The 24,958-nt window shown below is 51.1% G+C and carries 17 protein-coding genes; 6 read left to right on the plus strand and 11 right to left on the minus strand.

Annotated elements, in window-relative coordinates; all coding sequences use genetic code 11:
- The first annotated feature begins 82 nt into the window (after window positions 1-82).
- Window positions 83-268 carry a YqaE/Pmp3 family membrane protein gene (locus EOV40_RS11790; RefSeq protein ID WP_050818606.1) on the plus strand — a complete coding sequence of 62 codons (186 nt, stop codon included), beginning with the start codon at window positions 83-85 and terminating at the stop codon, window positions 266-268.
- An 86-nt stretch (window positions 269-354) separates the two neighbouring features.
- On the opposite strand, the gene EOV40_RS11795 is transcribed toward EOV40_RS11790, so the two are convergent.
- The 4 genes from EOV40_RS11795 to truB all read right to left on the minus strand — a co-directional run bounded on the left by EOV40_RS11795 (window position 355) and on the right by truB (window position 5,479).
- A complete protein-coding gene (locus EOV40_RS11795; RefSeq protein ID WP_050818607.1) occupies window positions 355-1,773 on the minus strand; it encodes an NAD(P)H-dependent flavin oxidoreductase in 1,419 nt (472 codons plus the stop codon).
- A 59-nt stretch (window positions 1,774-1,832) separates the two neighbouring features.
- Window positions 1,833-3,983 carry a polyribonucleotide nucleotidyltransferase gene (gene pnp, locus EOV40_RS11800; RefSeq protein ID WP_050818608.1) on the minus strand — a complete coding sequence of 717 codons (2,151 nt, stop codon included), beginning with the start codon at window positions 3,981-3,983 and terminating at the stop codon, window positions 1,833-1,835.
- A gap of 277 nt (window positions 3,984-4,260) precedes the next feature.
- On the minus strand, window positions 4,261-4,530 hold the full coding sequence (gene rpsO, locus EOV40_RS11805; protein WP_014457520.1) for a 30S ribosomal protein S15: 270 nt from the start codon (window positions 4,528-4,530) through the stop codon (window positions 4,261-4,263).
- A gap of 31 nt (window positions 4,531-4,561) precedes the next feature.
- The gene (truB, locus tag EOV40_RS11810; RefSeq protein WP_035352292.1) at window positions 4,562-5,479 is read right to left on the minus strand and encodes a tRNA pseudouridine(55) synthase TruB; all 918 of its coding nucleotides are present in this window, start codon (window positions 5,477-5,479) and stop codon (window positions 4,562-4,564) included.
- Between the two features lie 306 nt (window positions 5,480-5,785).
- Here truB and EOV40_RS11815 point away from each other — a divergent pair, with 306 nt between their 5' ends.
- Genes EOV40_RS11815 through EOV40_RS11830 form a run of 4 tightly spaced genes read left to right on the plus strand, consistent with a single transcriptional unit; the run spans window position 5,786 to window position 9,277 of the window.
- A complete protein-coding gene (locus EOV40_RS11815; RefSeq protein WP_128106054.1) occupies window positions 5,786-6,943 on the plus strand; it encodes an ABC transporter permease in 1,158 nt (385 codons plus the stop codon).
- Window positions 6,943-7,728: an ABC transporter ATP-binding protein gene (locus EOV40_RS11820; RefSeq protein WP_128106055.1), complete on the plus strand. Its 786-nt coding sequence runs from the start codon at window positions 6,943-6,945 to the stop codon at window positions 7,726-7,728. Before EOV40_RS11815 ends, EOV40_RS11820 begins: the two co-directional genes overlap by 1 nt.
- Before the next feature lie 5 nt (window positions 7,729-7,733).
- On the plus strand, window positions 7,734-8,690 hold the full coding sequence (locus EOV40_RS11825) for an MlaD family protein (RefSeq protein WP_003630154.1): 957 nt from the start codon (window positions 7,734-7,736) through the stop codon (window positions 8,688-8,690).
- A complete protein-coding gene (locus EOV40_RS11830; protein ID WP_196332624.1) occupies window positions 8,690-9,277 on the plus strand; it encodes a PqiC family protein in 588 nt (195 codons plus the stop codon). The genes EOV40_RS11825 and EOV40_RS11830 overlap by 1 nt, the downstream gene beginning before the upstream one ends.
- 58 nt (window positions 9,278-9,335) lie before the next feature.
- On the opposite strand, the gene EOV40_RS11835 is transcribed toward EOV40_RS11830, so the two are convergent.
- The 7 genes from EOV40_RS11835 to EOV40_RS11865 form a co-directional block, all read right to left on the minus strand.
- Window positions 9,336-10,790, minus strand: a complete 1,455-nt coding sequence (locus EOV40_RS11835; RefSeq protein WP_128106056.1) for a glycosyltransferase — start codon at window positions 10,788-10,790, stop codon at window positions 9,336-9,338.
- A 76-nt stretch (window positions 10,791-10,866) separates the two neighbouring features.
- The gene (locus EOV40_RS11840) at window positions 10,867-12,012 is read right to left on the minus strand and encodes a hypothetical protein (protein WP_128106057.1); all 1,146 of its coding nucleotides are present in this window, start codon (window positions 12,010-12,012) and stop codon (window positions 10,867-10,869) included.
- Window positions 12,013-12,081: 69 nt separating this feature from the next.
- On the minus strand, window positions 12,082-15,162 hold the full coding sequence (locus EOV40_RS11845; protein ID WP_128106058.1) for a glycosyltransferase: 3,081 nt from the start codon (window positions 15,160-15,162) through the stop codon (window positions 12,082-12,084).
- Window positions 15,163-15,234: 72 nt separating this feature from the next.
- Window positions 15,235-17,007: an SEL1-like repeat protein gene (locus EOV40_RS11850; RefSeq protein ID WP_128106059.1), complete on the minus strand. Its 1,773-nt coding sequence runs from the start codon at window positions 17,005-17,007 to the stop codon at window positions 15,235-15,237.
- 48 nt (window positions 17,008-17,055) lie between these two features.
- Window positions 17,056-18,522 carry an HlyD family type I secretion periplasmic adaptor subunit gene (locus EOV40_RS11855; protein WP_128106060.1) on the minus strand — a complete coding sequence of 489 codons (1,467 nt, stop codon included), beginning with the start codon at window positions 18,520-18,522 and terminating at the stop codon, window positions 17,056-17,058.
- Window positions 18,523-18,526: 4 nt separating this feature from the next.
- Window positions 18,527-20,782 (minus strand): peptidase domain-containing ABC transporter, encoded by a 2,256-nt coding sequence (locus EOV40_RS11860; RefSeq protein ID WP_128106061.1) that lies wholly within the window; start codon window positions 20,780-20,782, stop codon window positions 18,527-18,529.
- A gap of 182 nt (window positions 20,783-20,964) precedes the next feature.
- Complete coding sequence (locus EOV40_RS11865; RefSeq protein ID WP_244296927.1) at window positions 20,965-21,276, minus strand: hypothetical protein; 312 nt, start codon at window positions 21,274-21,276, stop codon at window positions 20,965-20,967.
- Window positions 21,277-21,446: 170 nt separating this feature from the next.
- Here EOV40_RS11865 and metH point away from each other — a divergent pair, with 170 nt between their 5' ends.
- The gene (gene metH, locus EOV40_RS11870; RefSeq protein ID WP_128106062.1) at window positions 21,447-24,953 is read left to right on the plus strand and encodes a methionine synthase; all 3,507 of its coding nucleotides are present in this window, start codon (window positions 21,447-21,449) and stop codon (window positions 24,951-24,953) included.
- Window positions 24,954-24,958: the final 5 nt, after the last annotated feature.

Here is a 24,958-nt window from a genome sequence, read left to right on the forward strand (position 1 = left end):
ACCACCTAGCGGCTGAAATAGCAGACTTGCTTCGGGCAAAAGGCTGTGCCCATCATGATGCACACTATAAGGAGTTCCAGCCATGCGCCTACTTTTGGCATTACTGTTTCCGTGGTTTCAGTTTTTTACGATTGGCCGCCCATTTTCGGGCATTATCTGCCTGATATTGCAGATAACTGTTATCGGCTGGATTCCGGCAGCCATCTGGTCTGTTTATGCGCTCAACCAATATGAAACAGATAAAAAACTTTCCCGGATGAGCCGATAAAAACCCAATACATAGGTTAATGAAAAAGGCGGCTCCCTATGGGAACCGCCTTTTCCTTGGATAATCAGTATTTACCCTTGCTGGATTTAACGCCCGGTCATAATCCGATCCACCAACTGCTGCACCGTTGGCACAAACCCGTTGGCATAGAAAGGATCGGTCGCAAAACGCCATGCGTTTGTGCCACCGAACATCAGATTATGATCCAGCACCTGAGCCGCATCCGGCCCGCTGGCATGCGCCACAGCCTGCAGTGTTTTCTGAATACAGAAAGAACGTGGGTCTGCCTTATGGCCCGTGGAATAATTGGGCCCACGCTGGCTCCAGTTAGAGAACTGGCATTCAGACAGACAGCCCATGCAATCGGCCTGATCTGCCAGAATCTCACGCGCTCTGTCTGGTGTTACAAAAATCAGCGTAGAATCTTGGGTACGAAGGGCTTCAGTAAAGCCCTGCTGTTCCCACTGCTGGATACGCGGCAGATCATCAGCCTTTACAAACACTTCGCGCTTACGCGCACCAATGCCGTAGGGCACGACCAGATCTTCTTCTGCTGCCATAGCAAAAGGAACTTGCCGCTCTGACCGTTCACGCAATTCCTGCAAGAAACTGTTGTTAACTGCAGATGAGTAAAAGCCCGTGGGAGAGAAGCGGTTCAGGTATACATCACCCTTTTTCAGGGTAAGCAAGCGCTGCTTCCATGCCTCTGGAATAGGGCTCTCCTTCGTCAACAGTGGGCGTGTGCCAAACTGGAACACAATGGGGCCAAGCTCAGGATTATCAATCCAGTCTTCCCATTCTTCCAGCCACCACACACCACCCGCCATGATGATAGGCGTAGTATCCAATCCAAATCCGCGCATAAGTTTACGCAAAGCTGCAACGCGTGGGTAAGGATCTTCCGGCTTTAACGGATTTTCCGTGTTGGAAAGGCCATTATGCCCCCCTGCACGCCAAGGATCTTCATAAACCACGCCGCCTAGCAAATCGGCAGATTTATGGTAAGCCCGCTTCCACAGCGCATTAAAAGCGCGTGCAGATGACACGATGGGGTAATAATGCACCCCAAACCGTGTTGCAATTTCAGACAGCCGATACGGCATACCCGCGCCGCATGTAAGACCGTGGATAAGGCCCGGTGCGCCTTCCAGCACGCCGGTAATCACCCGCTCGGCTGATCCCATTTCCCACAGAATGTTGGCATGAATCCGGCCTTTTCCACCGGACATTTCATGCGCCACACGCGCTTGGGTAATACCACCACGAATGGCGTAATCTACCAGTTCCTCATGCCGCTCACGGCGCGTACGACCGTGATAGATCTGGGGAACTGGCTGCCCGTTTTCATCATAACTATCTGCATTGACGATAGAAACCGTGCCTGCGCCACCTGCTGCAGCCCACGCCCCGGCCGATACGCCTGTGGAGACAGAAACCCCCTTACCGCCTTCCACCAGCGGTAGGATATCCACACCCCCCATGCGAACCGTATTGATCGCCTTCATGACCGTCCTATCGTTCCTGCAACTATCCGTATGGTTGAAACTGACCCGAAAAGGGATGCTTATTCAGCATCCCGACGGGGGCCACGTGAGGGCTTTTCACCCACAGTTTCCGTGATATCCGCACCTGTGTTCTGATCAACAACACGCATGGACAGCTTAACCTTACCGCGATCATCAAAGCCGATGACCTTGACTTTCACGGTGTCGCCTTCCTTCACCACATCCGTGGTTTTACCAACGCGACCCTGCGCCAGTTCGGAAATGTGCACCAGGCCATCACGCGCACCAAGGAAGTTTACAAACGCACCAAAGTCTGCCGTTTTAACAACCTTACCATCGTAAATGCGGCCCAGCTCTGGTTCCGCTACAATGCCGTTGATCCGATCGATGGCCTTCTGTGCCTGATCATCAGAAGCTGCGGCAATGGTGATTGTGCCGTCATCCCCAATATCAACCTTGGCGCCAGAATATTCCACGATTTCACGGATCACTTTACCGCCAGAACCGATCACATCACGGATCTTTTCCCGGGGCACTTTCATGGTGGTGATCTTCGGTGCTGTGGAAGACACGTTGGTGCGTGTTTCTGTCAGCGCCTTGCTCATTTCACCCAGAATGTGCATCCGGCCATCACGAGCCTGGCCCAGAGCAATCTTCATGATTTCCGGCGTGATGGAGGTAATCTTAATATCCATCTGCAGGGCTGTCACACCCTGTTCGGTGCCGGCTACCTTGAAGTCCATATCCCCAAGGTGATCTTCATCGCCAAGGATATCGGACAGAACAGCGAAATCATCGCCTTCCTTGATCAGACCCATGGCGATACCAGCAACCGGGCGCTTCAACGGCACACCAGCATCCATCAGAGCCAGAGAGCCACCGCATACGGTTGCCATGGAGGAAGAACCGTTGCTTTCCGTAATTTCGGAAACCACACGCACTGTGTACGGGAATTCCTTACGGGAAGGCATCAGCGGGTGAATAGCGCGCCATGCCAGCTTGCCATGCCCGATTTCACGACGACCTGGAGAACCGATACGCCCACATTCCCCCACAGAGAAGGGCGGAAAGTTATAATGCAGCATGAAGTTGGTGCGGTATTCACCTTCCAGCGCATCAATAACCTGTTCGTCCTGCCCGGTGCCCAGCGTGGTCACAACCAGCGCCTGTGTTTCACCACGAGTGAACAGGGAAGAACCATGCACGCGCGGCAGAATGCCCACTTCCGGCACGATTGGGCGAACAGTTACCAGATCACGGCCATCAATACGCTTGCCGGTTTTCAGAACGGAAGACCGCACCACGTCAGCTTCCAGATCCTTGATCATCGGCTTGGCAGCAGCAACATCCAGTTCATCAGCCGTCAGCTTTTCAACAATCGCTTCACGCGCAGCTTTCAGCTTTTCGTAGCGGACCTGCTTCTGCTTTTCTTTGTAAGCATCAGCAATCAGCTTGCGGCCAGCTTTTTCAACCTGCTTGCGCAGCTGAATTTCTTCCTTGGTCGGCTCTGCCAGTGCCCAAGGTTCCTTGGCTGCGTGTTCTGCCAAGGAGATAATGGCATCCAGAACCGGCTGGAATGCTGTATGGCCGAATGTTACAGCATCCAGCATCACTTCTTCAGACAGTTCGGAAGCTTCGGATTCCACCATCAGCACGCCTTCAGCCGTGCCAGCCACAACCAGTTCCAGATCTGATTCTTTGATCTGTTCCTGTGTGGGGTTCAGGATGAATGCGCCATCCTTAAAGCCAACGCGGGCAGCGCCAACGGGGCCAAAGAACGGAATACCAGACAGGGTCAGAGCTGCGGAGCAACCGATCAGCGCAGGAATGGAAGGATCATTTTCCATATCGTGCGTCAGCACGGTAGCAATCACCTGCACTTCATTGCGGAACCCTTCGGGGAACAGCGGACGCAGCGGGCGATCAATCAGGCGGGAAACCAGGGTTTCGTTTTCAGAAGGACGACCTTCGCGCTTGAAGAAACCACCCGGAATCTTACCAGCGGCGTAAGCTTTTTCCTGATAGTTAACCGTCAGCGGGAAGAAATCCTGACCCGGCTTTACGTCTTTTGCGCCAACGGCGGTGCACAATACAACGGTTTCACCGTAGGTAACCATAACGGCGCCATCAGCCTGACGGGCAACCTTACCGGTTTCCAGAATCAGTGGGCGGCCGCCCCATTCAATCTCTTTACGGAAGTAGTTAAACATTCTGTAAGCCTCTGTTTTATTTCACTTCAGAGCCACAGAACAACAGGACAGACCGGCTGGGCGGACAGCGCCTCGGACGGCATGGTGACTGGCGGAACAAACCTCCCAGGCGCCATGTGGTCGGAAACGCCGTGGCTTACCGGGCACGAAACGCCCTGATGTAAAACCTGTGGCTGTATCCAATATGGTAACGCCAACAAACAAGTGCCAGCGAAAATCCCGAACGGGAAGAGAGATCATGTATGCACAATCCCTCTTCCCGCCCGTTAAGCCGGTTTTAGCGGCGCAGGCCCAGGCGGCCAATCAGCGTTTCATAACGCGTCTGGCTCTTGCCCTTCAGGTAGTCCAGCATGCTGCGGCGACGACCAACGAGAATCAGCAGACCACGGCGAGAATGGAAGTCCTTCGCGTGGGTCTTCAGATGTTCGGTCAGGTTGTTAATCCGTTCGGTCAGGATCGCCACCTGCACTTCCGGGGAGCCCGTATCACCCGGTGCAGTCTGGTATTCAGCAATAACTTGCGTGCGACGTTCAGCAGTAATCGACATCACATGTCTCCATCAAAAAACATATCAGGTTTTAGAGAATCCGTACCGGCTTCAACCATCCGTCTTCCAGACGGCCAATACCCAGCACGTGCTCACCGTCCATAACACGCACAACGCCCCCTTCCTCGGCGGTCTGTGGGATACGCCCCATCAGATCAACAAGGCCGAGAGCTTGCCCGTGCCGTAGCAGAACTGCTTCATCCTGTGTCAAGGCCAGCGCCGGGATGTCGGCCAGCGCGGTCGAGACCGGACGCAGAAGTTCCGGTGAAGCATGGGCGTTGTCGTCGTTTGGGGTGATTTTGTCCAGCACAATCGCATCGGCTTCTGTAAAAGGCCCCACGCGCAGGCGGCGCAGCACGGTAATATGGCCCACAGTTCCGCATGCCAGAGCCACATCACGCGCCAGCGCACGCATGTAAACACCTTTGCCGGATTCGACCTCAAACACCGCGGTATCCCGATCTGGCCGTTCAATCAGCTCAAACCGATCCACCCGTGCAGGCCGTGGCGGCAATTCTGGCGGACGGCCTTCTCGCGCCATATCGTAAGAACGCTCTCCACCCACTTTCAAGGCAGAAAAAACGGGCGGCACCTGCATGATATCGCCTGTAAGCGCCGGCAAGGCAGCACGCAGTTCTTCATCTGAAGGGCGTACATCAGATGTACCAATAACATTGCCATCGGCATCATCGCTATCACGCGCCTCACCCATCTTAAGGGTAAAGCGGTACACCTTGGTGCCATCCATAACATAAGGCACAGTTTTGGTGGCCGCACCAAAAGCCAAAGGCAGCAGCCCTGTTGCCAACGGATCCAATGTGCCGCCGTGCCCTACCTTTTGCGCATCAAACAGCCTCTTGGCACGCCCCACCACCTGCGTTGATGTCATGCCGGAAGGCTTGTCTACTATCAGCCAGCCGTTAAGGGGCCGCCCACGTCTGCGTCGCATGAAAACTCCCGTATGCGATTCATCAAATACCATGCAGCAGCCATGAACGGCTCAGCCAGAAGGTTTTTGCGTTTGTATCAAGACCTAATAATTATGGAGTGCATACTCCATCTGGCGCAGCATGTAGCCGAAGGCCACCATGCCATGCAATGTTGCCATCAGGCGCAATGCTGGCCTGTCAAAAAGGACTGTCAGCCAAGTTATTGCTCTTAAACCAAGGTAAACCCAAGGTTTACCACTTCTAGCATGTGTGTGCCAAAGGGGCTGGTCATAGGCTTGCCTGTGCCGTAATGTCGCCACCAAATTATGGCTGATCAATCTCCCCCTTCCGGTCTTAACAAGGCTGCCGATACACCTTCGTGGTCTCTTCAGAACACGGCAGATGGCGTATGCTTGAGTATTGAAGGGGCTTGGACAGTTCAGGCTGGCGGAACAACACCTTTTCCACAAGATAAACTACCTGTTGAACCCGGCCATATTCTCCACATCGATACAACCGGTTTAAAAAACTGGGATTCAGCCTTTGTTGCTTTCCTGTGGGATGTCAAACAAGCTGCCAGCAAGGCACAGCTTCACTTTGACGAGCAAAACCTTCCTGCGCCCGCGCAAAGGCTTTTGGCCCTTTTACCCGATGCACCTGCTGAGCCCGCACAACCACCACGCAATAATGAAGGCATTTTTGCACAGGTAGGTGACGCAACTCTTAATGGATTGGCCGAAACCGGCACAGTAAGTGAGCTGGCATTAGAGACAGCTAAAGGTGCCGCACAGGCTGTACGTGGCAAAAGTGCCATGCGCATGAAAGACCTGTTGCTGGATATCTGGAATGCTGGCCCCGATGCCTTGCTGATTGTTGGCATCGTCAACTTTCTTGTCGGTGCCATTCTGGCTTTTGTCGGCTTGGTTGAACTGCGGAAATTTGCTGCAGAAATTTACGTTACAGATTTGGTTGGCATTGCCTGTGCGCGTGAAATTTCTGCCATCATGACAGCCATTATTATGGCGGGCCGGACCGGTGGCGCTTATGCAGCCCGCATTTCCACCATGCTGGGCAACGAAGAAATTGATGCCCTACAGGTATTTGGCATCCCTATCTCCAGCTACATTCTGCTGCCATCCATTGTGTCTCTGGCGCTGATGATGCCGCTACTTTATCTGTACGGCACCATTATTGCGATCTTTGGCGGCTTTGCCGTATCCATGAGCATGATGGACGTTTCCCCCATCGGCTACTGGATTTCCACCTTTGATGGCGTTGAGCTGAAGGAATTTATCTTCGGGTTTATCAAATCCTTCTTTTTTGCCAGCTTCATTGCTCTGGCCGCCTGCCGTGTGGGCCTGAAAGCCGGCCGCAGTGCCGCTGATGTGGGTGTTGCCGCCACACGCGCCGTGGTGATTGGTATTGTAGGCATTATTGCCATGGATGCCATTTTTGCCGTGATAGCCAACGCGCTTGGAATCTGATGATGTCTGACGCTGAAACCCTTATTTCCGTCCGCGATTTGCAGTTATCGTTTGGCCCCAAGATCATTCAGAAAAATGTTTCCTTTGATCTAAAGCGCGGTTCTATCTTTGCCATTATGGGCGGTTCAGGTTGCGGCAAAAGCACGCTGCTTAAAAGCATGATCGGGCTGCTGCGCCCCACTGCCGGGCAGATTTTGGTAGATGGAGAAGATTACTGGGCGCAACCCGATGCCCGCCGCACGGATATCAATCACCGATACGGTGTGCTGTTTCAGAGCGGTGCTTTGTGGAGCTCCATGACGGTAGGAGAAAACGTCGCCCTGCCTTTGGAGATGTTCACTTCGCTTAAGCCTGACACCATTCGGCGTCTGGTGGAACTCAAGCTCGGGTTTGTGGGTATGGAACAGGCGATTGATCTGTTCCCCTCCGAAATATCCGGTGGCATGTGCAAACGTGCAGGCCTGGCGCGTGCCATAGCCCTGGAACCCGACATTCTGTTTTTTGATGAACCCTCCGCAGGGCTAGACCCCATTACATCTGCCCGGTTGGATGATCTGATCCTGACATTACGGGATGGGCTGGGGGCAACCATTATGATTGTCAGCCACGAACTGCCCAGCCTGTTTGCCATTGCAGACGATGGCATCTTTTTAGATGCCAAAACACACACACCTATTGCGCATGGTTCACCGCGCGCATTGCACGACACCTGCAAGATTCCTGAGGTAACGGCGTTTATGAACCGATCTGCCTCTATTCCCTCCGCAGACAAGACAGAAGGCTGAACGGCATGTCTCAAAGCACAAACCGGAAAACTCTGATCGGCGCGTTTGTGATCCTTGGCGGCTTGCTGGGCCTGTTCATTATCATGGCTTTTGGGCACATGCGCTTCTTCACCCCCTCGCGTGAAGCTGCCGTTGTGTTCCAGAACTCCATCACCGGCCTGTCTGTGGGTGCACCCGTAAATTTCCGCGGCGTTAAGGTGGGAACGGTTAAAAGCATTACCCTGCGCTTTGATCCGCAGGACCGTAAAGCTTACATTCCTGTTGTGCTCACGCTAGAGCCAGACCAGATCCATGTGGTGAAAGACGTGCCGGGAGGCACCAAAGTCAGCATTCAGGAAATGATCAGCAATGGTTTGCGTGCCGAACTGAACCTGCAAAGCTTTGTAACAGGGCAGTCCAACATCGAGCTGGATTTTGATAAATCCGTTACGCCTGTTCTGCACCCACGCATTACCAACCTGCCGGAAATTCCTGTCCGTCTTTCCACTATGGAAAAGCTGAAAGACACCATTGGCCAGATTCCCATCAAGGATATCAGCCATCATGCTGATCTGGCCCTGCTTTCCATTACCTCCTTGAGCGATCATTTGCGTGAGGACCTGCCGCCGCTGATTTCCAGCGTGAAGGAAACGGCTGATCGTTCCCACGAAACAGTGCAGGCTGCAACAGATGCCATTAAGGATCTACAGGCCAAGCTGGATGTGACACTGTTGAAAATGGACAAGCTGATGGATACCGGCAATACGCAGCTTGATGCCCGTGGCAAGGATCTGCACGCAACATTGGCCTCTGCTACAAAAACTCTGGATTCCTTGCAGGATATCCTTTCACCACGTTCTATCGACCGAGCAAATCTGGATGCCTCCCTGCGAGATATTGCTGCAGCAGCAGCCTCGCTACGTGGCTTCGCCAGCGATGTGGAACGTAACCCGCAACTTCTGCTGATGGGACGCCGTCCATGATGTTTCCTCCACGCCGTATTGCTCTGGCTTTTCTGGGGGCATGCACCCTGCTTGCAGGTTGTGCCTCTCCCCCTCTTCGGCTGTACACACTTGGGATGCCGGGCGACCGGGATGTTCAACAGCCGCATCTTTCCGCCCGTTTGACCACAATAGAAATCAGCCGCACGGTATTGCCTGATTATCTGGATAGCCAAGACATGATCACCCGGCAGGGAGAAGAGGTCATTCGTAGCCCGCGTTCGCGCTGGGCAACGCGGCTTTCTCTCGGCATTACAGATTTGGTGACCAACGAAATTGCATCATCCCACCCCAATGAACTGATTACAGACCAGCCATTGGCAGATGCAGCCAATATGCGCGTTCAGATTAACGTTTCACGCTTTGATGTGAATGTAGATGGTCAAGCAGTTTTGGACGCAAACTGGGCTGTTATCCCCCGGGATCCTAAAAAACCGCTCATTCGCAACCGTGCGCACCTCACGGCCACAGGATCTGTTTCTACAGATGCGGATACAGCATCTTTAATGCGTAAGCTGGTTATTCAGCTGGCAGATCAAGTTAATCTTTCCATTCCACCCACACAGTAAAAAGCGACCCGATATAACCATTCCCGCACTTTCCGGATAATTATATCGGGCCAAGCTTTTAACTTCGCCGCTTAACGGATGTAGTTTTACGCGGCTTTGCAGCCACTTTCTGGGCCGTAGAACGGGATTTTGTGGTTGCAGTAGTGGATACCGCTTTTTTAGCGGTGCGCGGGGTACGCGCAGCAACCGTTTTACTGGCAACACGGCGTGACGCTGGCTTTTTCACAGATTTTGCCGGTTGTTTAACTTCTTCCGCGTTTTCCTGAGACGACAATTCCGCTTCCGGTTTGTGCTTCGCAACCAAACGGGCAATCAGCGCTTCATACTCAGCCAGATATGACTTGATACAAAGAGTCTGCTCAGCTTTTTCTCTTACTGTGCGGCGCAAACGGGTTGCCAGCGGTTTATTATGAAGCACTTCCAACACACCATCGGCAATTTTGTCTGGCTCCGTAAACGGTACCAGCACAGCCGTTTCCTGATCTGTCAGAAATTCCTGCACGGGGGCTGTGGCGCTTCCAACAATAGCGCACCCCATAGCCATTGCCTCACGCAAAGACCACGAGGCTACAAAAGGATAAGTAAGATAAACATGAGCATCTGAACGCTGCAGAAGACGTAGAAAATCCTGATAATCAACCTTACCGGCAAAGTGCACACGGCTCAGATCCAGTTGACCTTCCAGCTCCTGAAGCATTTTCTCCCGCCAGCAACCAGATGCCAATGGCGCCCCGTAGCTGACTCCATCCCCCCCAACCATAATAACGTGTGCGTTGGGTTCCTCTTCCAAAATCCGAGGAAGCGCACGCATAAACACATGGAAGCCGCGATAGGGCTCTAAATCGCGCGAGACATAGGTAATCAGTTTGTTTTTAGGTGAGATTTTGATGTCACCCAGTTTGAAAATCTTCTTTGCAAGTTTCGGATCTGGCTTGCAGGTTTCCAAGTCTACGCCTTCGCGCAGCACGGTAATTTTGTCTGCTGCCCATGCAGGATAAGCACTTTTCTGGAAATCCGTAGGCGTCTGACCATAGCCAGGGCCTGTAAGAGCCAGCAAGTTAATGGCGTTCTTGGCCCGCACAATTGGCAACATCTGGGGCTGAAGCGGAAATTCTGGGTCGAAACCTACATCAAACCCAGGTTCTGTATGATAATAGAACTCGAAATACCCCAATACAGGCACATCGGGATAAACATCCTGAATATTCAGAAGCTCTCCCCATCCATGATGGCCGATAATAATATCAGGCTGAAATCCCAGATTTTTTAAGGTACGCGCGGCCTTTTCAACCTCATTAGCCCGTACCATGCCCATATCTAGCTCACGCACGGCCAAATGGGCCTGCGCGGCAGCACCTCGGGGCATACGATACCTTACACGGCGCACACCTTTAATGGCGTTCTGGTTATCTTCACTAATGAAAACAACTTCGTTTTCATCGTTTTGCACCAGATGGCGCACAATGTGCAGGTACTGGCCGGGAAAATTTTGATGGATAAAAAGGTATTTCAAACCTGCACCTGCGTGCTGCTCAGATCACAAATAAAAACAGGCCCGGTATTTCAACCAGACCTGTTCCCTGAATATCTTAACGGCGGGAAGGCTTACGCCCGCGCGCTCCGCCGCGCCCTGTCGTTTTTGGCTTTTTAGCCTGCTGGGCAGAAGAAGAAGCACGACGAGGCTGAGATTTAGCTGTGCGCCTTACCGGTTTAACCGGAATTTCCTCTTCGATAACTTCTTCTATTTCGTCTTCAAGCTCTGTTTCTTCAAGAAGCTCTGCGGCCTCTTCCAGAACTTCTGCTTCCAGCTCGTCTATCTCTTCTTCTAGCAGGGCCGCCAGATCTTCTGCAGCATTCTGCTTCCGTTTGCGTCCACCACGCTTGGCTTTACTGTCTGCATCTCGCGGAAGGATTTCAACAAGGAACGCTTCCAACGGTGCAAGACTATCAGCTTCTACAGGTTCACCATTCTCAACCGGCCCGATTTTGGTGCCATCGGTAAAGCTGGCTGTAACACGGCAAATGAGTTTTTTAGCGGCTGCACCTTTCAGGCGCACACACAAACCCAAAATAGGCAGGGCCATGCCACGGCTACCGCAATACTGGCCACCTTCTACCCACGGAGAAAGCCATCCCTTACCCAGAACAGCCTGATACTCAATATCATCCGACTGAATAAGATGTGCTGGTGCGATACCAAAACCTTCAATCCATGCCTGACTACCGGGCACACCCATCCACTCACCCAGCATACCGGTAACATCACCACGCCGCTGAATATGGGCACCAATTTCAGGCTTCTGGACCACAGGAGCTTCTGCCGGCGGAGCTTCTTGAGGAGTAGCAGCCTCAGATGCCACAGGCACCGCAGCAGGTACAGGAACCGGCAGCGGATCAGATTCTGCACTCAGCTGAATCACCTGCAAACGTGGCGCATCATGCCGCGTGTTCATTTCCTGATAAATGGTGATCATCACCTGCGCTGGGCCACGGCGCACACGCACTAAAGCAGCATTGTTTCTGCCACCCAACCAACCGTCTTGCTCAAACGTTACAATCTGAACATTGCCCGGAGCAGAAACAGGAGGAAGAGAAATGCGCACTCCGGGCAACCCGGCAGCAGTTGGTGGCTGCTGCCCTGCTGCATGGCTGATACAGAACAGACCGGTCTGGAGTGTCATCAGATGACCTGTGACTTTCAGATCAGTAATCCGCTGCTGGCTTGCCTGAGACATAAAACCTCTTCCGTCCTAAATTTTCAGCTAAACTGTAAAACAAAAAAACACCGGCAAGTAAAGAAAGAGTTAAGTAAGGGAAAGCTTTCTTTTTTTTGCCATTTCCTTACCCTTTTCCAATAATTTTTCATTCAACTCCTGTATGGAAATACCAAACGGCACCACACTCCCCAAACCTGTGGAACGGATGCGCTCCGCCGGAGCCCCCAGATCAAACGCAACAGCATGTAATCCGGCCTTCCAGATATCTCCCAAAGCAAAACACCATGTTTCCGGCCATACAGATGGCAGGAAAGCAATATCCGCATCTACTGAATGAATTAAGGAAACAGCTTCCTGTTTTTGAAACTGACCGGTTACAAAAATGCGTCCTATTTTTAACAATTTCGCATCATCGCGTGTATGGCCTACAAGCACAAACTCTAACGGTAAATTGCGCAAAACAGCATCTACTGCTGCCTCAAACAAAATATCATAACCTTTTTCAAACCCTATCCCACCAACAACACATACCCGAATACGAGAAACATCGCGCTTAGAACCCTGCGCCAAAAATGCACTTGCTTGTGCCGTTTTGCGGTTCTTTGGTTCTGGGAGCTGAAATGTTTTTTTAAAAAAACGATCGTTTTCTAATTTTTTTACCGAAAACTGAACGTCAGAAAAATATTTTCGCATTCTTCGCTCAGTATCTTGCGATGGCACAAAAACCTGCTTTGCCTTCTTTAAAAAGATATGTGCCGCTTTACGATAAGCGGCAACGCTAAGCGTGTTATCCACGCGGCGTCCCATTACAGTAACGCAAACTTCGCACGTTGCCTCATCAGGTTCACCGCAATAACGATTTTTCAACCCCATCAATGAAATGCGAGGACAAAACCAGATGTAATCATGCACAAATACATCATAGTCACATTTCAAACGTGCCGGCAGATCCATCACACGCTGATCATGTCCTGTAATTTGATGGAACTCAATCCGCCCAGCGCCTTCTGCACGCAAAAGACGCAGAAGAAGCACCATATCTTTAGAAAATGTAAAACATAGGGAAGGATACTTTTCCTCACCCGTTCCATCTTCCAGCACACATCCTTGCTCAGATGGACGTAAGATTAGCGGGCGTATTTTATGCTTACGCCAAAAGGCAACACGCTCCTGCACAACCTTTTCTACGCCTCCGCCAACGGCATGTGTCACCAACAAAACGGCCTGATCTGAAAAATCTTCTGCCCTATCACTTCTGAACCGAACCAGATCAAGGCGCCTGCGTTCCAAAAAAAGAGGGTCTGCTTTAATCCATTGTGCAACGTAATCGTGGTAGCCAGGATGCAGTCGTTCCAAAAATTTTTGGTTTCGTAGCATTAAGGGGTTGCCACTTTCCCCAAACGATCCGCTCCCCACATGCGCCACAAAAACACCAGGAGCAGCTACGTGTTTCCACCCAAGGGCACGGGCACGCATACAAAAATCGTTTTCTTCACCATAACCTTGCGCAAACACATCTTCACGCAACAACCCTGTTTGCTGCAAACAATCATGCCGGATATACATACAAAAGCCGTGAGCAGTAGGCACTTCTACAGCACGACCCACATTGGCAGCCTGTGCCATTTGCATAAACATATTTGTTTCTTCCAGATCTGGTACCGGATTTGCACCATTTTTATCTGGATAGGAAAAAATACTGGCATCATTGGAAAAAGGGGTAACTGTACCTGTATCCGGTTCTAGATAGGCAACCTTCCGCAACGCTTCCAGCCACCCTTCTGGTACCAACGTATCGCTATTCAGCAACACAACGTCATGCGCTGTGAGATGGCGTAGCGCCTCATTCACCGCACATGGAAACCCACCATTCTGTGCTCTTTCTAAATAATGGAAACCCGCCTGCTGACAAAAACTCACAACAGAAGTTATCAAATCAGGCTCCGGAGATGCATCATTCACCACCCAAACGTGCGCACCAGCCTTGGGTTTCAAACTTGCTTGCACGCTACGCAAACAGGCCAAAGTACGCGCAGCATTTTTAAAAACCGGAATAACAACCGCAACTTCAACTTTATGACCTGAAACTTTTGGCTGTGTTCTTCCTTCTTCTACAACAGGAAGAGGCATAATTTTTGGAATAGATACGCGTATGCGAGATCGTTCTTTACCTTTACTCTGATCTGCCACGTAGTGTGCAATCTGATTAGCTGCCAAACACAACATATCTGCATCTATTGGGCTACCAGGCAGATTTTTCCCATCTGGCCCTATTACTCTCACCGGACCTTCTGGTAATGCAGAAAATGGAACAGTGAATGCTCTATATCGCGCTAATGGTTGTTTGAAACTAACAGAATCACAAAAATTTTCTGCGCAAAATGTTAGAATTTTCTTTCCTGTCTGCGCGGCCAGAACATTCAAAACAGGTGCATTATCCGAATCACGGGGTAACCAGGCCCAGCCCGTTAGCCCTTCCTCTCCCACATCTACTAACCCTTCACACTGAACAATCTTTTGTGGACACACACCTTCATTTGGAAAAATATTGTTCTGTGCAGATACTATGCAAAGCGTATGGGCCTTTTGCCAGCCTGAAGGGCAAAACCACGCTCCCTTCTTACGCACTGCTTTCTTTAACTGACCATCGACAACCAGTTGCAAACCTTTTTCTGGCAGGCCCACCCCTACAATTTGGCCATTCCCCTGCACTCCATACCAGCTAGCAACACCATTTAAACGTGCAATAATTGTCGCCTGCTTTTCTACATCTGGGGTGCAAGCATAATCTGTGAGCAAATACCGAAGAGCACGTAAGGCCTGATACCCAACGCCATGCGCCTGCTGTAACGTTGCCAGCAGGCTCCAGCCCTCACGAAAATCAAATTTTTCTAAAAGCTGTTCTAAAAGCTCAATAGCAGCGTCATGATGTCCTACCGCCTGACGCGCCAAAACCAGTGCAAACATAACATGCGGGTTATCACGCGCCTGCCTATTGGCTCTTTCTAACAAATCCCATGCAAGAGCATAAGAACCAGCCTGCCAAGCAGCATTTCCCTGCCTGAAAGATTCTTGTGCCGCAGCACTTGCATATTGTTCATATACCGTTCGATCTGCCTCTGTGACAAACCCCGCCTGCTGACTTTCAGACTGCTTCAGGGTTGCCATAGATGTGCACCTACTCTTTTAAGTATGTCGTCAAAATACAATGTCAGAATCTTGGAAAGTACACGATCCTTTCTAGGAAGATGCTTGAGTGACTTCCTGATTTCCGATCTTGGAAAGTTCGATACTGGCCTGCAGAACATTCTGTTTTTCTGCTTTACGATACCAAGATCGCGCGCCCTCAATATCCTTATCTCCGCCAATTCCATTGGCCAGATAACGCCCCATCATCAACTGTGCGAGGCCATGACCGCCCTCTGCCGCCTGTTGAAACCATGAGCGGGCCAAAACCAAATCTGCCGGAACATCATGGCCTCCACCATACATGGCACCCATAGAGAACATGGCATCTATATTGCCAGATTCAGCCGCTTTTTTGTACCATTGCAGTGCTTGAGGATGATCTTTTGCACCACCTGTTCCGGTAATAAGCAAGTGGCCATAGGCTAGCTGCGCTTCGGTCATGCCGGATTCAGCGGCCTTTGCCACCCACTCCCGCCCTTCTTGCGGATTACGTTCTGCACCCCGGCCTTCCAGCAGCATACGCCCATACCAATACTGGGCATTCACAACTTTATCTGCTGCTTTACGTATCCACTTAAGGGCTGCTTCTTCATCCTTTTGAGCACCGATCCCTTGAGCAAGCGCAACCCCGACATTAAAGGCAGCCAGAAAATCATTCTGTGCTGCAGCGTTCCGATAACATTCCAGAACTTCCGCTGCCTCTACTGTGGGTACAATACCAGCCAAGGCCAGATTGCCCAATTCAGCCGTAGCTTCTTTATCTCCCTGCTCTGCAGCAACCTTAAACCACTGCGCTGCGGCCTGCGGATCTTTCGGAACCCCCACGCCACTAAGATAAATATTGCCCAAAGTGCGGCTAGATGCCGCGTGCCCTTGATCCGAAGCAAAACGATACCAGGAAATCGCTTCCGCATAGTTGGGCGGCAGTTCCCCACCTCGCCCGTGCATATCTCCCAAAATAGCTGCAGCTTCAGCATCCCCTGCCAAAGCTGCACGCCTTAACCACGTTTCACCTCGCACCACATCACGCGCAACACCTTTGCCAGCAAGTAGGGCCAAGCCATATTTTGCTTGTGCACCACGCACTTTCTTTTCTGCCGCTTTTGCAAAATAGGATGTAGATTCAGGAATGTTTTGCGGAACGCCTATACCACGCTCCGTCATAACGCCCATAAGATACAGGCCTGTGCCCATACCACCATCAGCTGCTTTTTTGAGCTCTACAGCAGCCGCGGTATAATCTTCCTGTGTTTTCGCCTTTGCGAGCGCTGCAAGACCAAGCCCTAAATGGCCTTGTACGCACCCCTGAGACGCGGCAGCCTGATACCATTCCAAAGCCTGTTCTGGATTGCGAATACTTTCCGGGCCAGCCGTTAAAACATATCCATACAGAGCCTGCCCATCAGCATACCCGGCCTCTGCCGCACGACGGGCCCACTCTGCTGCTTTAACAAAATCTGGTTCCCGCTTTCTTTGCTCTGTTGGATCGTCAAAAATAGATTTCGGAGTATTTGCATCTACCTCTTGCGGCAAACCGTGCAAATATAGCGTTGCCAGAACAAAAGAAGCCTCAGCCCATCCATTCTGCCCCGCACGACGTACCCAGCGCGCTCCTTCCACCAAGTCTGGTGGCGCCCCCTGTGCCGTAAGATAACATTGCCCAACTAAAAATTGGGCTTCTGCGCTTCCGTCTCGCGCAAGAACAGCCAGCTTGCTAAAGGCATCTGCTGGTTGTTCTTTGAGTTGCGCTTTGGCCTGTTCAAGGCGGGTTTCAATATTTTTACCCGACCTACCAAACGTTTTCTGAAACAGTTTCCAGACCAAATTCTTAACCCTCTATATAACAGAGTATTATATTACACCCTTTACCAATCAGGGTTCACGCATCCCATTTGTCATCAACGGCACAAAGCTATTCAACATATATTGCATGACTGTACGCTTACCAACGCGAATATCTGCCGTAACTGGCATACCAGGCTGCGGATGGAAGAAATTAGGCACACCATGCAATGTATATTTATCTACCCTCAAGCGAACAGTATAAAACGACTTAGAAGTATTGTCTGGCGTAACATCTTCCGAGCTAGGTCCACTACTGCCACCTGATACAAATGAATCTGCACTAATGGTTTTAACTGTTGCTTCGGCACCGCCATATTGCTGGTAAGGAAAAGTCGCAAACTTTATCTGCGCCTTATCTCCAAGCCGTACAAAACCAACATCCTGCCCAGACATAACGGTTTCAATTTCCAACCCTTTCCCTACAGGCACAAGGGTCATAATTTTTTCTGCCGGAGTAACAACAGACCCAACGGAAATTTTAGCTATATTCAGAACAACTGCATCTTCATCAGCTTTCAGTGCCACCATGCTGCTATGTAAAATAGCTTTTTGATAAGCACTCTTTGCTTCTGCCAGCTTATGCTGTGCCGTTATCAAATCTTTATAAACTTCGGCCTTCCAAGTTTGAATATAACCTTCTTTTTCAGAAACCGCAGCTGCCAACTTATTCCGTGTAGAAGCTGCCTGCTGCTGAGCTGAAATCTGTGAACGTTCAACTTCCATCAACTCATTCTGGGCACTCAGAGTAGACAGACGGCTTCCGACCTGATCCTTCTGAAGCTCCATGCGCATTTTATGAACGTCACCGGCCACTTTGGCACGCGCAGCATACATTGCTGCGTTTGCAACATATCCCTGCAAATCACTCTGCAAACTGGCAATCTGTTTATTATAATTTTCAACTTTAGCGTTAAATTCCGCCATACGCCGCAAATAGGCCTCACCCTGTGGTAACGCGGCCGTATTGCCCAGATCAGGCTTATAATCCTGCCCGTTAGCTTCTGCCGTAAGGCGATCCACTTCAGCTTGATACTGATCCATCTGGCTTTTCAGATTGTCACTATCTGCGCCTGTTTGCGTAGGATCCAGATGCGTTAAAACATCGCCTTTATGAACAAAATCTCCTTCCCGCACATCAATCGAGCGTATGATTGATGTATCCAAAGGCTGGATCACAAGCGAGGGTTCACTCGAAATTAAACGACCCGAAGTGGAAACAATACGATCAAGCGGAAAGACCGTCATCCCTACCAAAGAAAACAGTATCATCCCACCAATAACCCACACAATATACTGCGCACTGGGGGTGGGTGGCATATTGACCAATGCCGCTGTAGGAGAATGAAACTCTAAAAGCGCAATGGGCGTGTCACCTTGCGCGTAAGGATCATCAGCTTGCTTAAGAAAATCATCTGTAGCGGGCATTACAGAGTTCTGCTGATTTTCATCAGATGAGCCGCCATTAGGCACGATCTGTGTATCCTGTTCGCTCATGGAACTACTCCCCTTCCGCGATCAAAGATGCACCTTCAGAAGAAGTGCGTCCTTCTGTATGCCGGTTTTGCTGCATCCAAAGTGTCCGATAAATATCACATCGTTCAAGCAGAACATTATGGGGTGCAATATCTGCCACTTCCCCTTGATCCATCACACAAATCTGATCACAGTTCACGAGAGAAGAGAGACGGTGCGAAACAATGACCATAGTACGGCCTTTACCAATCCGCTCCAGATTGGCATTTACCAAAGCCTCACTTTCTGGATCCAGCGCAGACGTTGCTTCATCCAAAATCATCAGTTTAGGATCAGTAATGACGGCACGTGCAATAGCAAGCCGCTGACGCTGGCCACCAGAAATGTTGGTTGAACCTTCTTCAATGAAGGTTTCATAACCTGCAGGCATCCGTTCAATAAATTCTTCGGCTCCGGCCATTCTGGCTGCATGCACAACATCATCAATCGTAAGCCCGGGGCGGCCAGCCGTAATATTTTCGCGAATGGTACCGCGGAACAGGAAGTTATCCTGCAACACCACACCAAAAGACCGGCGCAAGTGGGTCAGATTGATTTCACGTAAATCAACACCATCCAGCTTAAGATAACCTGTGTAGGACCGACTAACCCCTTGCAACAAACGGGTAATGGTAGATTTACCAGATCCGCTTCGCCCAACAAGCCCCAGCATAGTGCCCGCTGGCACCGAGAAGTTGACGTTTTTCAAAGCCAACTGAGTAGATCCAGGATAGGAAAAATTAACGCCCTCGAAAGATAGTGCCCCTTTAATACGCGGGCGCATCCCAGTCGTAAGTGCCTTCGTTTCTGTTGGTTGATTTAGAACCGATGAAGCTTCCCCTAGTGATGCCATAACTTCGTTAAAGTCATCCATGAGCCTTGCCAAACCAACTAACGGAGAAGCAACGCGTGCCCCAAGCATCATGAACGCAACAAGCCCCCCCATTCCCACGGAAGAAGGGCTCACAAGCGCCAGATATGCACCCACCAAAATAATGCCGCGACTGATAAACAGATCAAGCGGCATGACTATTGTTTGGACCCAGTTTGAAAAACGCCCTACAGCAAGTTTCCAGCGAATAACCTCTGCTGTGGCATCATCCCATGCCTGTTTACGAATAGGCTCCAAAGCAAGCGTTTTCAGAGTACGGATACCAGCCACGCTTTCATACAGGATAGCGCTTCTGTTCCGATCTGCAGCAAGTTGTTGTGTCATGAGCTTGGCAAGTGGGTTCATGGCAACCACAACGACCAACCCAATAAGACCGGCACAAGCAACTGTCATCCAAGCGAGCGTTGAGCTGAGCATAAAAAGGAAAGGCAGAATAACAACGAGCGTAAACATATCCAGAGCAGTGCTCATCAACCGCCCGGTCAGAAAATCTCGCACTTTATAAATAGCTGTCACGCGCCCAAGCACATTCCCTGCCTGCTGGCGTTCAAAATATTCCAACGGTAAAGACACAAGGCGGCTAAAAAGATGTAACGAAATGCGAGAATCAATACGTGTTGTCAGCACCATAGACAGCTCACGCCGCCCATAACTGATAAGTACCTCGTATAGTGAAAATATAAATAACAACCCAGAAATTGAAACCAGCGTTGACATGGAGTGGTAACCCACCACTTTATCAACCACCTGCATAACAACAAGTGGTGGAAAAATCTGCAGCACACTCAGCGTCATGGATGCGATACCAATATCGCGCAAAGAGCGCTTTTCACGCAGCACCATTTGGGCCAGCCATCCGAGACTGACCGGAGCATCTGCTTCCGATTCCCCCTTACGCCGCTTGATCAGAAGAATATCACCAGTCCATATCTGGGAAAGGCGCAGTTCATCTACCGGCACAGCTGCTACAGATGCACCTTTAAGCGGATCCTGCAACCATACGACCCCACGATCTGGTGTCGCATTCACCATCAGCGCCGCGGAACCGTCCCGGAACATCAGAACAATCGGCGGAGAGTTGGTCATCTTGACAAGATAACGCCACTTAATCCGCACGGCCTTTGCGACAGCACCCTGATCTTCTAACCAGCGCACTAATGTTGCAGGGGATGGCGTATCCTCTCCTGGCTCCGCGGCAAAATCACGGATATCCAGTTCCAGACCATGATATTTGGCAGCTGCGACAACAGCTTTTAACCGGATAACAGGCGCAGAAACAGGAGCTCCCTGACCGCGATCTGTATCTGAAGGAGAACCGGCCTGTTCCGGCACATGATCAGTCTGGTCCACGCACAACCCTTTTGGTTAAACCAACTTAACAATACAGCGTACCGCACAAATACAGCAGATACGTTCCTGCCCGGCACATGCGCCGTTATGACAGGAGAAGACACAGTCTCCAAGTTTTTCTGTGTAGGTTATTGCAAAATATGTAAAGAAAACTGAGTAGTAATAAAGGCAGAAAATTAACTTTAACCGACAAATTTATAAAAAGAATTTAAAAATCCTTCTTTCTTCAACCGGTTCTGCACGCGTTCTGCTTCATTTTTGCAACATATAATCCACACAGATTGATAAGGCGCACAGCGGCCTAAAACGCTTTCCTGAGCGCGCGCCAGCAAAAATGCCGATAAGCTGCCTTGCCCGGTACAGCATACACAATGCGCAGCATGATGCCCTACTTGTCCATTCCAGTGCCAAACATGACACCACTCTGCATTCTGTTCTTGCGTTATTTCTGTATTAACAAATAAAAGTGCATCTTCTTGCTGATCAGGCTTCATATCCGGCACTGATGTACAAATATGAAGTGTAATCCGCCCATCTCTCGGCTTTACGCTCTGTTCCATAAGGCTAGTGGACATATGGGCTGCTCTCTGGAATAACGTGAAGCCTTGTGCTTTGCGGTGTTGGGAAAGCACCCTTCCCTTTCCTTTTATATTTTATGGTCGCCATGTCTTCTCGTCTGCCCCTTCTTGATGCCCTCCGTGATCAGGTTCTGCTTTGTGATGGAGGCATGGGCTCACGTATCCAGATGCTGGACCTAGATGTCCAGCGTGATTACTGGGGGCAGGAAAACTGCACCGAAATTCTTACGCTCTCACGCCCGGAACTTATCCGTGAAATCCACCGCGGTTATTTTGAAGCCGGTGCAGACATGGTGGAAACCAATACGTTTGGCGGCTCCCCCATCACACTGGGCGAATTTGGGCTGACAGACAGAACGCGTGAGATCAACAAAAACTCCGCCATATTGGCGCGTGAAGCTGCAGAAAGCTTTGCCGATGGCCGCACCCGTTATGTTCTGGGCTCCATGGGCCCCGGCACAAAACTGCCCTCTCTGGGTAATATTGATTACGATAGCCTTGAAGCAGCTCTGGCAGAGCAGGCCCGCGGCCTGATTGAAGGCGGTGTAGACGCAATCCTGATTGAAACCTGCCAAGATACCCTTCAAATCAAGGCAGCTGTAAACGGCGTAAAGATTGCACGGAAAGAACTGGGCACCAAAACCCCGATTTTTGTGCAGGTTACCGTAGAAACTACAGGCACCCTGCTGGTAGGGCCGGACATTGCTGCGGCAGCCACAGTTATTCATAGCCTTGATGTGGATCTGATGGGCCTGAACTGCGCCACCGGTCCGCAGGAAATGGCCGAGCATGTGAAATGGCTGTCTGAAAACTGGCCACGGCTAATTTCCGTGCAGCCCAATGCGGGCTTGCCAGAACTGGTAAATGGCCAGACCCATTATCCCCTTACACCCGCAGAAATGGCCACATGGGTTGAGCGCTTTATTACAGAAGATGGCCTGAACCTGATTGGCGGCTGCTGTGGGACCTCCACCCCGCATACAGAAGCTCTAGATGCCATGTTGCGCCGCCGCGCAGAAGGAACAGGCCGCCTACGCCCTGCTCCTGTACCACGCACATCTGTATGGGTGCCTTCTGTTGCCAGCCTTTATTCTCAAGTGCCCCTCCGGCAGGAAAACGCCTACTTCTCCATTGGGGAACGTTGTAATGCCAACGGCTCCAAAAAATGGCGTGAACTGCAGGAAGCACATGACTGGGATGGGTGTGTAACCGTAGGGCGTGAACAGATCCGTGAAGGCTCCAACGCACTGGATATCTGCACAGCTTTTGTTGGCCGTAACGAACGTGCAGAAATGGATGAAGTGATCAAACGCTTCACCTCATCCGTAAACGCACCTCTGGTAATTGATTCCACCGAAACGCCGGTTATTGAGGCTGCCCTCAAGCTGCACGGCGGCAAACCCATTATCAACTCCATCAACTTTGAAGATGGCGAAGGCCCTGCATCAGACCGCATGGAGCTGGCCCGCAAGTTTGGTGCCGCTGTTGTTGCCCTGACGATTGATGAAGAAGGCATGGCCCGCAAGCCGGAAGACAAGCTGCGCATTGCCAGCCGTCTTGTAGAGTTTGCCTGCGAAAAATACGGTCTGCCACAGTCTGACCTGATGATTGACCCCCTCACCTTCACCATCGCCACCGGTGCGGAAGATGACCGCAAACTGGGGCAATGGACGCTTGAGGGCATTAAAATGATTCGGGATACCTTCCCGGATATTCAGATTGTGCTCGGCCTTTCCAATATCTCGTTCGGGTTGAATCCGGCCGCACGTGCGGTGTTGAACTCAGTCTATCTGGACCATGCCGTTAAGGCGGGCATGACAGCCGCCATTGTGCATGTTTCCAAAATCCGCCCGCTGCACCTGATCGCCCCCGAAGAGGTGAAAGTTGCGGAAGACCTGATTTTCGACCGCCGCACAGAAGATTACGACCCACTGCAAACGCTTCTGGCCATGTTTGCAGATCGTAAGGCTGCAGATGCGGTAAAGCGGAAACGAGCAGAAACAGCAGAAGAACGCCTAAAAGACCGTATTGTTGATGGGGACCGGAAAGGGCTGGAAGCAGACCTTGACGAAGCCATGCAAAACATGGCCCCGCTGGACATCATCAACACCGTTCTGCTGGATGGCATGAAGGTGGTTGGCGAACTGTTTGGTGCAGGCAAGATGCAGCTGCCTTTCGTGCTGCAATCTGCCGAAACCATGAAAGCCGCTGTTGCCTATCTGGAACCGCATATGGAGCGGATAGATGGCCAGCAGCGCGGCACAATCGTGCTGGCTACGGTTAAAGGGGATGTGCACGATATCGGCAAAAACCTTGTGGATATCATCCTCACCAACAATGGGTACCGCGTTGTCAATTTGGGCATCAAAGTGCCTGTGCAGGACATGATTGAATCTGCACGCAAGGAAAAGGCCGATGCCATTGGCATGTCTGGCCTGTTGGTGAAATCCACCGTTATCATGCGCGAAAATCTGGAAGAAATTTCCCGCGCTGGGCTGGATACACCTGTCCTGCTAGGCGGTGCGGCTCTTACCCGCAACTATGTGGAAGAAGATTGCGTTGCCGCCTATGCGCCTACAGGCCGTGTAGCCTATGCGCGTGATGCCTTTGATGGTCTGACACTTATGGATCAGATCAGCCAGAATAAGTTTGATGATTATCTGGCAGCCATCCAGAAACGGCGCGAAGGCAAAGCCACACGCACCAACGCCCGCACGCTAGAAACAGCAGAAACACGCGGCTTTGGCCCCGTTGATGTTGCTGCGGCCCGCGCGCGGCGTGAACGCCTGACAGCAGATGAACCGCCCATGGTTCCGCCATTCTGGGGTTCTCGCGTTCTGGAAGCTACGCCAGAAGCGGTTCTGCCGTTCCTGAACGAACGCGCGCTGTATCAGTTCCAGTGGGGCTTCCGTAAACAAGGCCGCTCCCTGGATGATTTCCTGGTATGGGCGCGGCAGGAACTCCGCCCAATCCTGCGCCGGATGCTGGATCTGACAGCCAAAGAAAACATTCTCAAACCGCAGGCTATTTACGGCTACTGGAAAGCTGCCGGGGATGGCAATGATCTGGTGCTGTTTGAAGAAGACGGCACAACCGAAGCCTGCCGCTTTACACTCCCACGCCAGCCAAAGGCAGATGGTGAATGTATTGCTGACTTTGTGCGCGATATCTCAGAACCAGAACGTGATGTTATCGGCCTGCAGGTTGTCACTGTCGGCCAGAAAGCATCCGACATCGCCCGTGATTGGTTTGAAGAAAACCGGTATCAGGATTATCTGTATCTGCACGGTCTTTCTGTTGAAATGGCCGAAGCCATGGCCGAATACACCCACAAGCGTATCCGGGCAGAACTCGGCTTTGCTGGGGAAGATGCGCGGGATATGGAAAAACTGCTTCAGCAGGGATATCGCGGCTCTCGCTATTCCTTCGGGTATCCGGCCTGCCCACGACTGGAAGATCAACACCCCATTCTAGCCCTGCTAGACGCCGAGCGTATTGGGGTTTCCTTAACAGATGGAGATCAACTCCATCCAGAACAGTCTACCTCCGCACTTGTTATTCTCAACAAGCACGCAAAATACTTCACAATCTAATACCA

The organism is Acetobacter oryzoeni (assembly GCF_004014775.2).
In the GTDB taxonomy this organism is placed as follows: Bacteria; Pseudomonadota; Alphaproteobacteria; order Acetobacterales; family Acetobacteraceae; genus Acetobacter; species Acetobacter oryzoeni.

Excerpts from the sequence above, each read along its gene's own strand:
- EOV40_RS11790 (WP_050818606.1), top strand. The coding sequence starts at position 83 with ATGCGCCTACTTTTGGCATTACTGTTTCCGTGGTTTCAGTTTTTTACG.
- EOV40_RS11795 (WP_050818607.1), bottom strand. The coding sequence starts at position 1,773 with ATGAAGGCGATCAATACGGTTCGCATGGGGGGTGTGGATATCCTACCG.
- pnp (WP_050818608.1), bottom strand. The coding sequence starts at position 3,983 with ATGTTTAACTACTTCCGTAAAGAGATTGAATGGGGCGGCCGCCCACTG.
- rpsO (WP_014457520.1), bottom strand. The coding sequence starts at position 4,530 with ATGTCGATTACTGCTGAACGTCGCACGCAAGTTATTGCTGAATACCAG.
- truB (WP_035352292.1), bottom strand. The coding sequence starts at position 5,479 with ATGCGACGCAGACGTGGGCGGCCCCTTAACGGCTGGCTGATAGTAGAC.
- EOV40_RS11815 (WP_128106054.1), top strand. The coding sequence starts at position 5,786 with ATGGCTGATCAATCTCCCCCTTCCGGTCTTAACAAGGCTGCCGATACA.
- EOV40_RS11820 (WP_128106055.1), top strand. The coding sequence starts at position 6,943 with ATGATGTCTGACGCTGAAACCCTTATTTCCGTCCGCGATTTGCAGTTA.
- EOV40_RS11825 (WP_003630154.1), top strand. The coding sequence starts at position 7,734 with ATGTCTCAAAGCACAAACCGGAAAACTCTGATCGGCGCGTTTGTGATC.
- EOV40_RS11830 (WP_196332624.1), top strand. The coding sequence starts at position 8,690 with ATGTTTCCTCCACGCCGTATTGCTCTGGCTTTTCTGGGGGCATGCACC.
- EOV40_RS11840 (WP_128106057.1), bottom strand. The coding sequence starts at position 12,012 with ATGTCTCAGGCAAGCCAGCAGCGGATTACTGATCTGAAAGTCACAGGT.
- EOV40_RS11845 (WP_128106058.1), bottom strand. The coding sequence starts at position 15,162 with ATGGCAACCCTGAAGCAGTCTGAAAGTCAGCAGGCGGGGTTTGTCACA.
- EOV40_RS11855 (WP_128106060.1), bottom strand. The coding sequence starts at position 18,522 with ATGAGCGAACAGGATACACAGATCGTGCCTAATGGCGGCTCATCTGAT.
- EOV40_RS11865 (WP_244296927.1), bottom strand. The coding sequence starts at position 21,276 with ATGAAGCCTGATCAGCAAGAAGATGCACTTTTATTTGTTAATACAGAA.
- metH (WP_128106062.1), top strand. The coding sequence starts at position 21,447 with ATGTCTTCTCGTCTGCCCCTTCTTGATGCCCTCCGTGATCAGGTTCTG.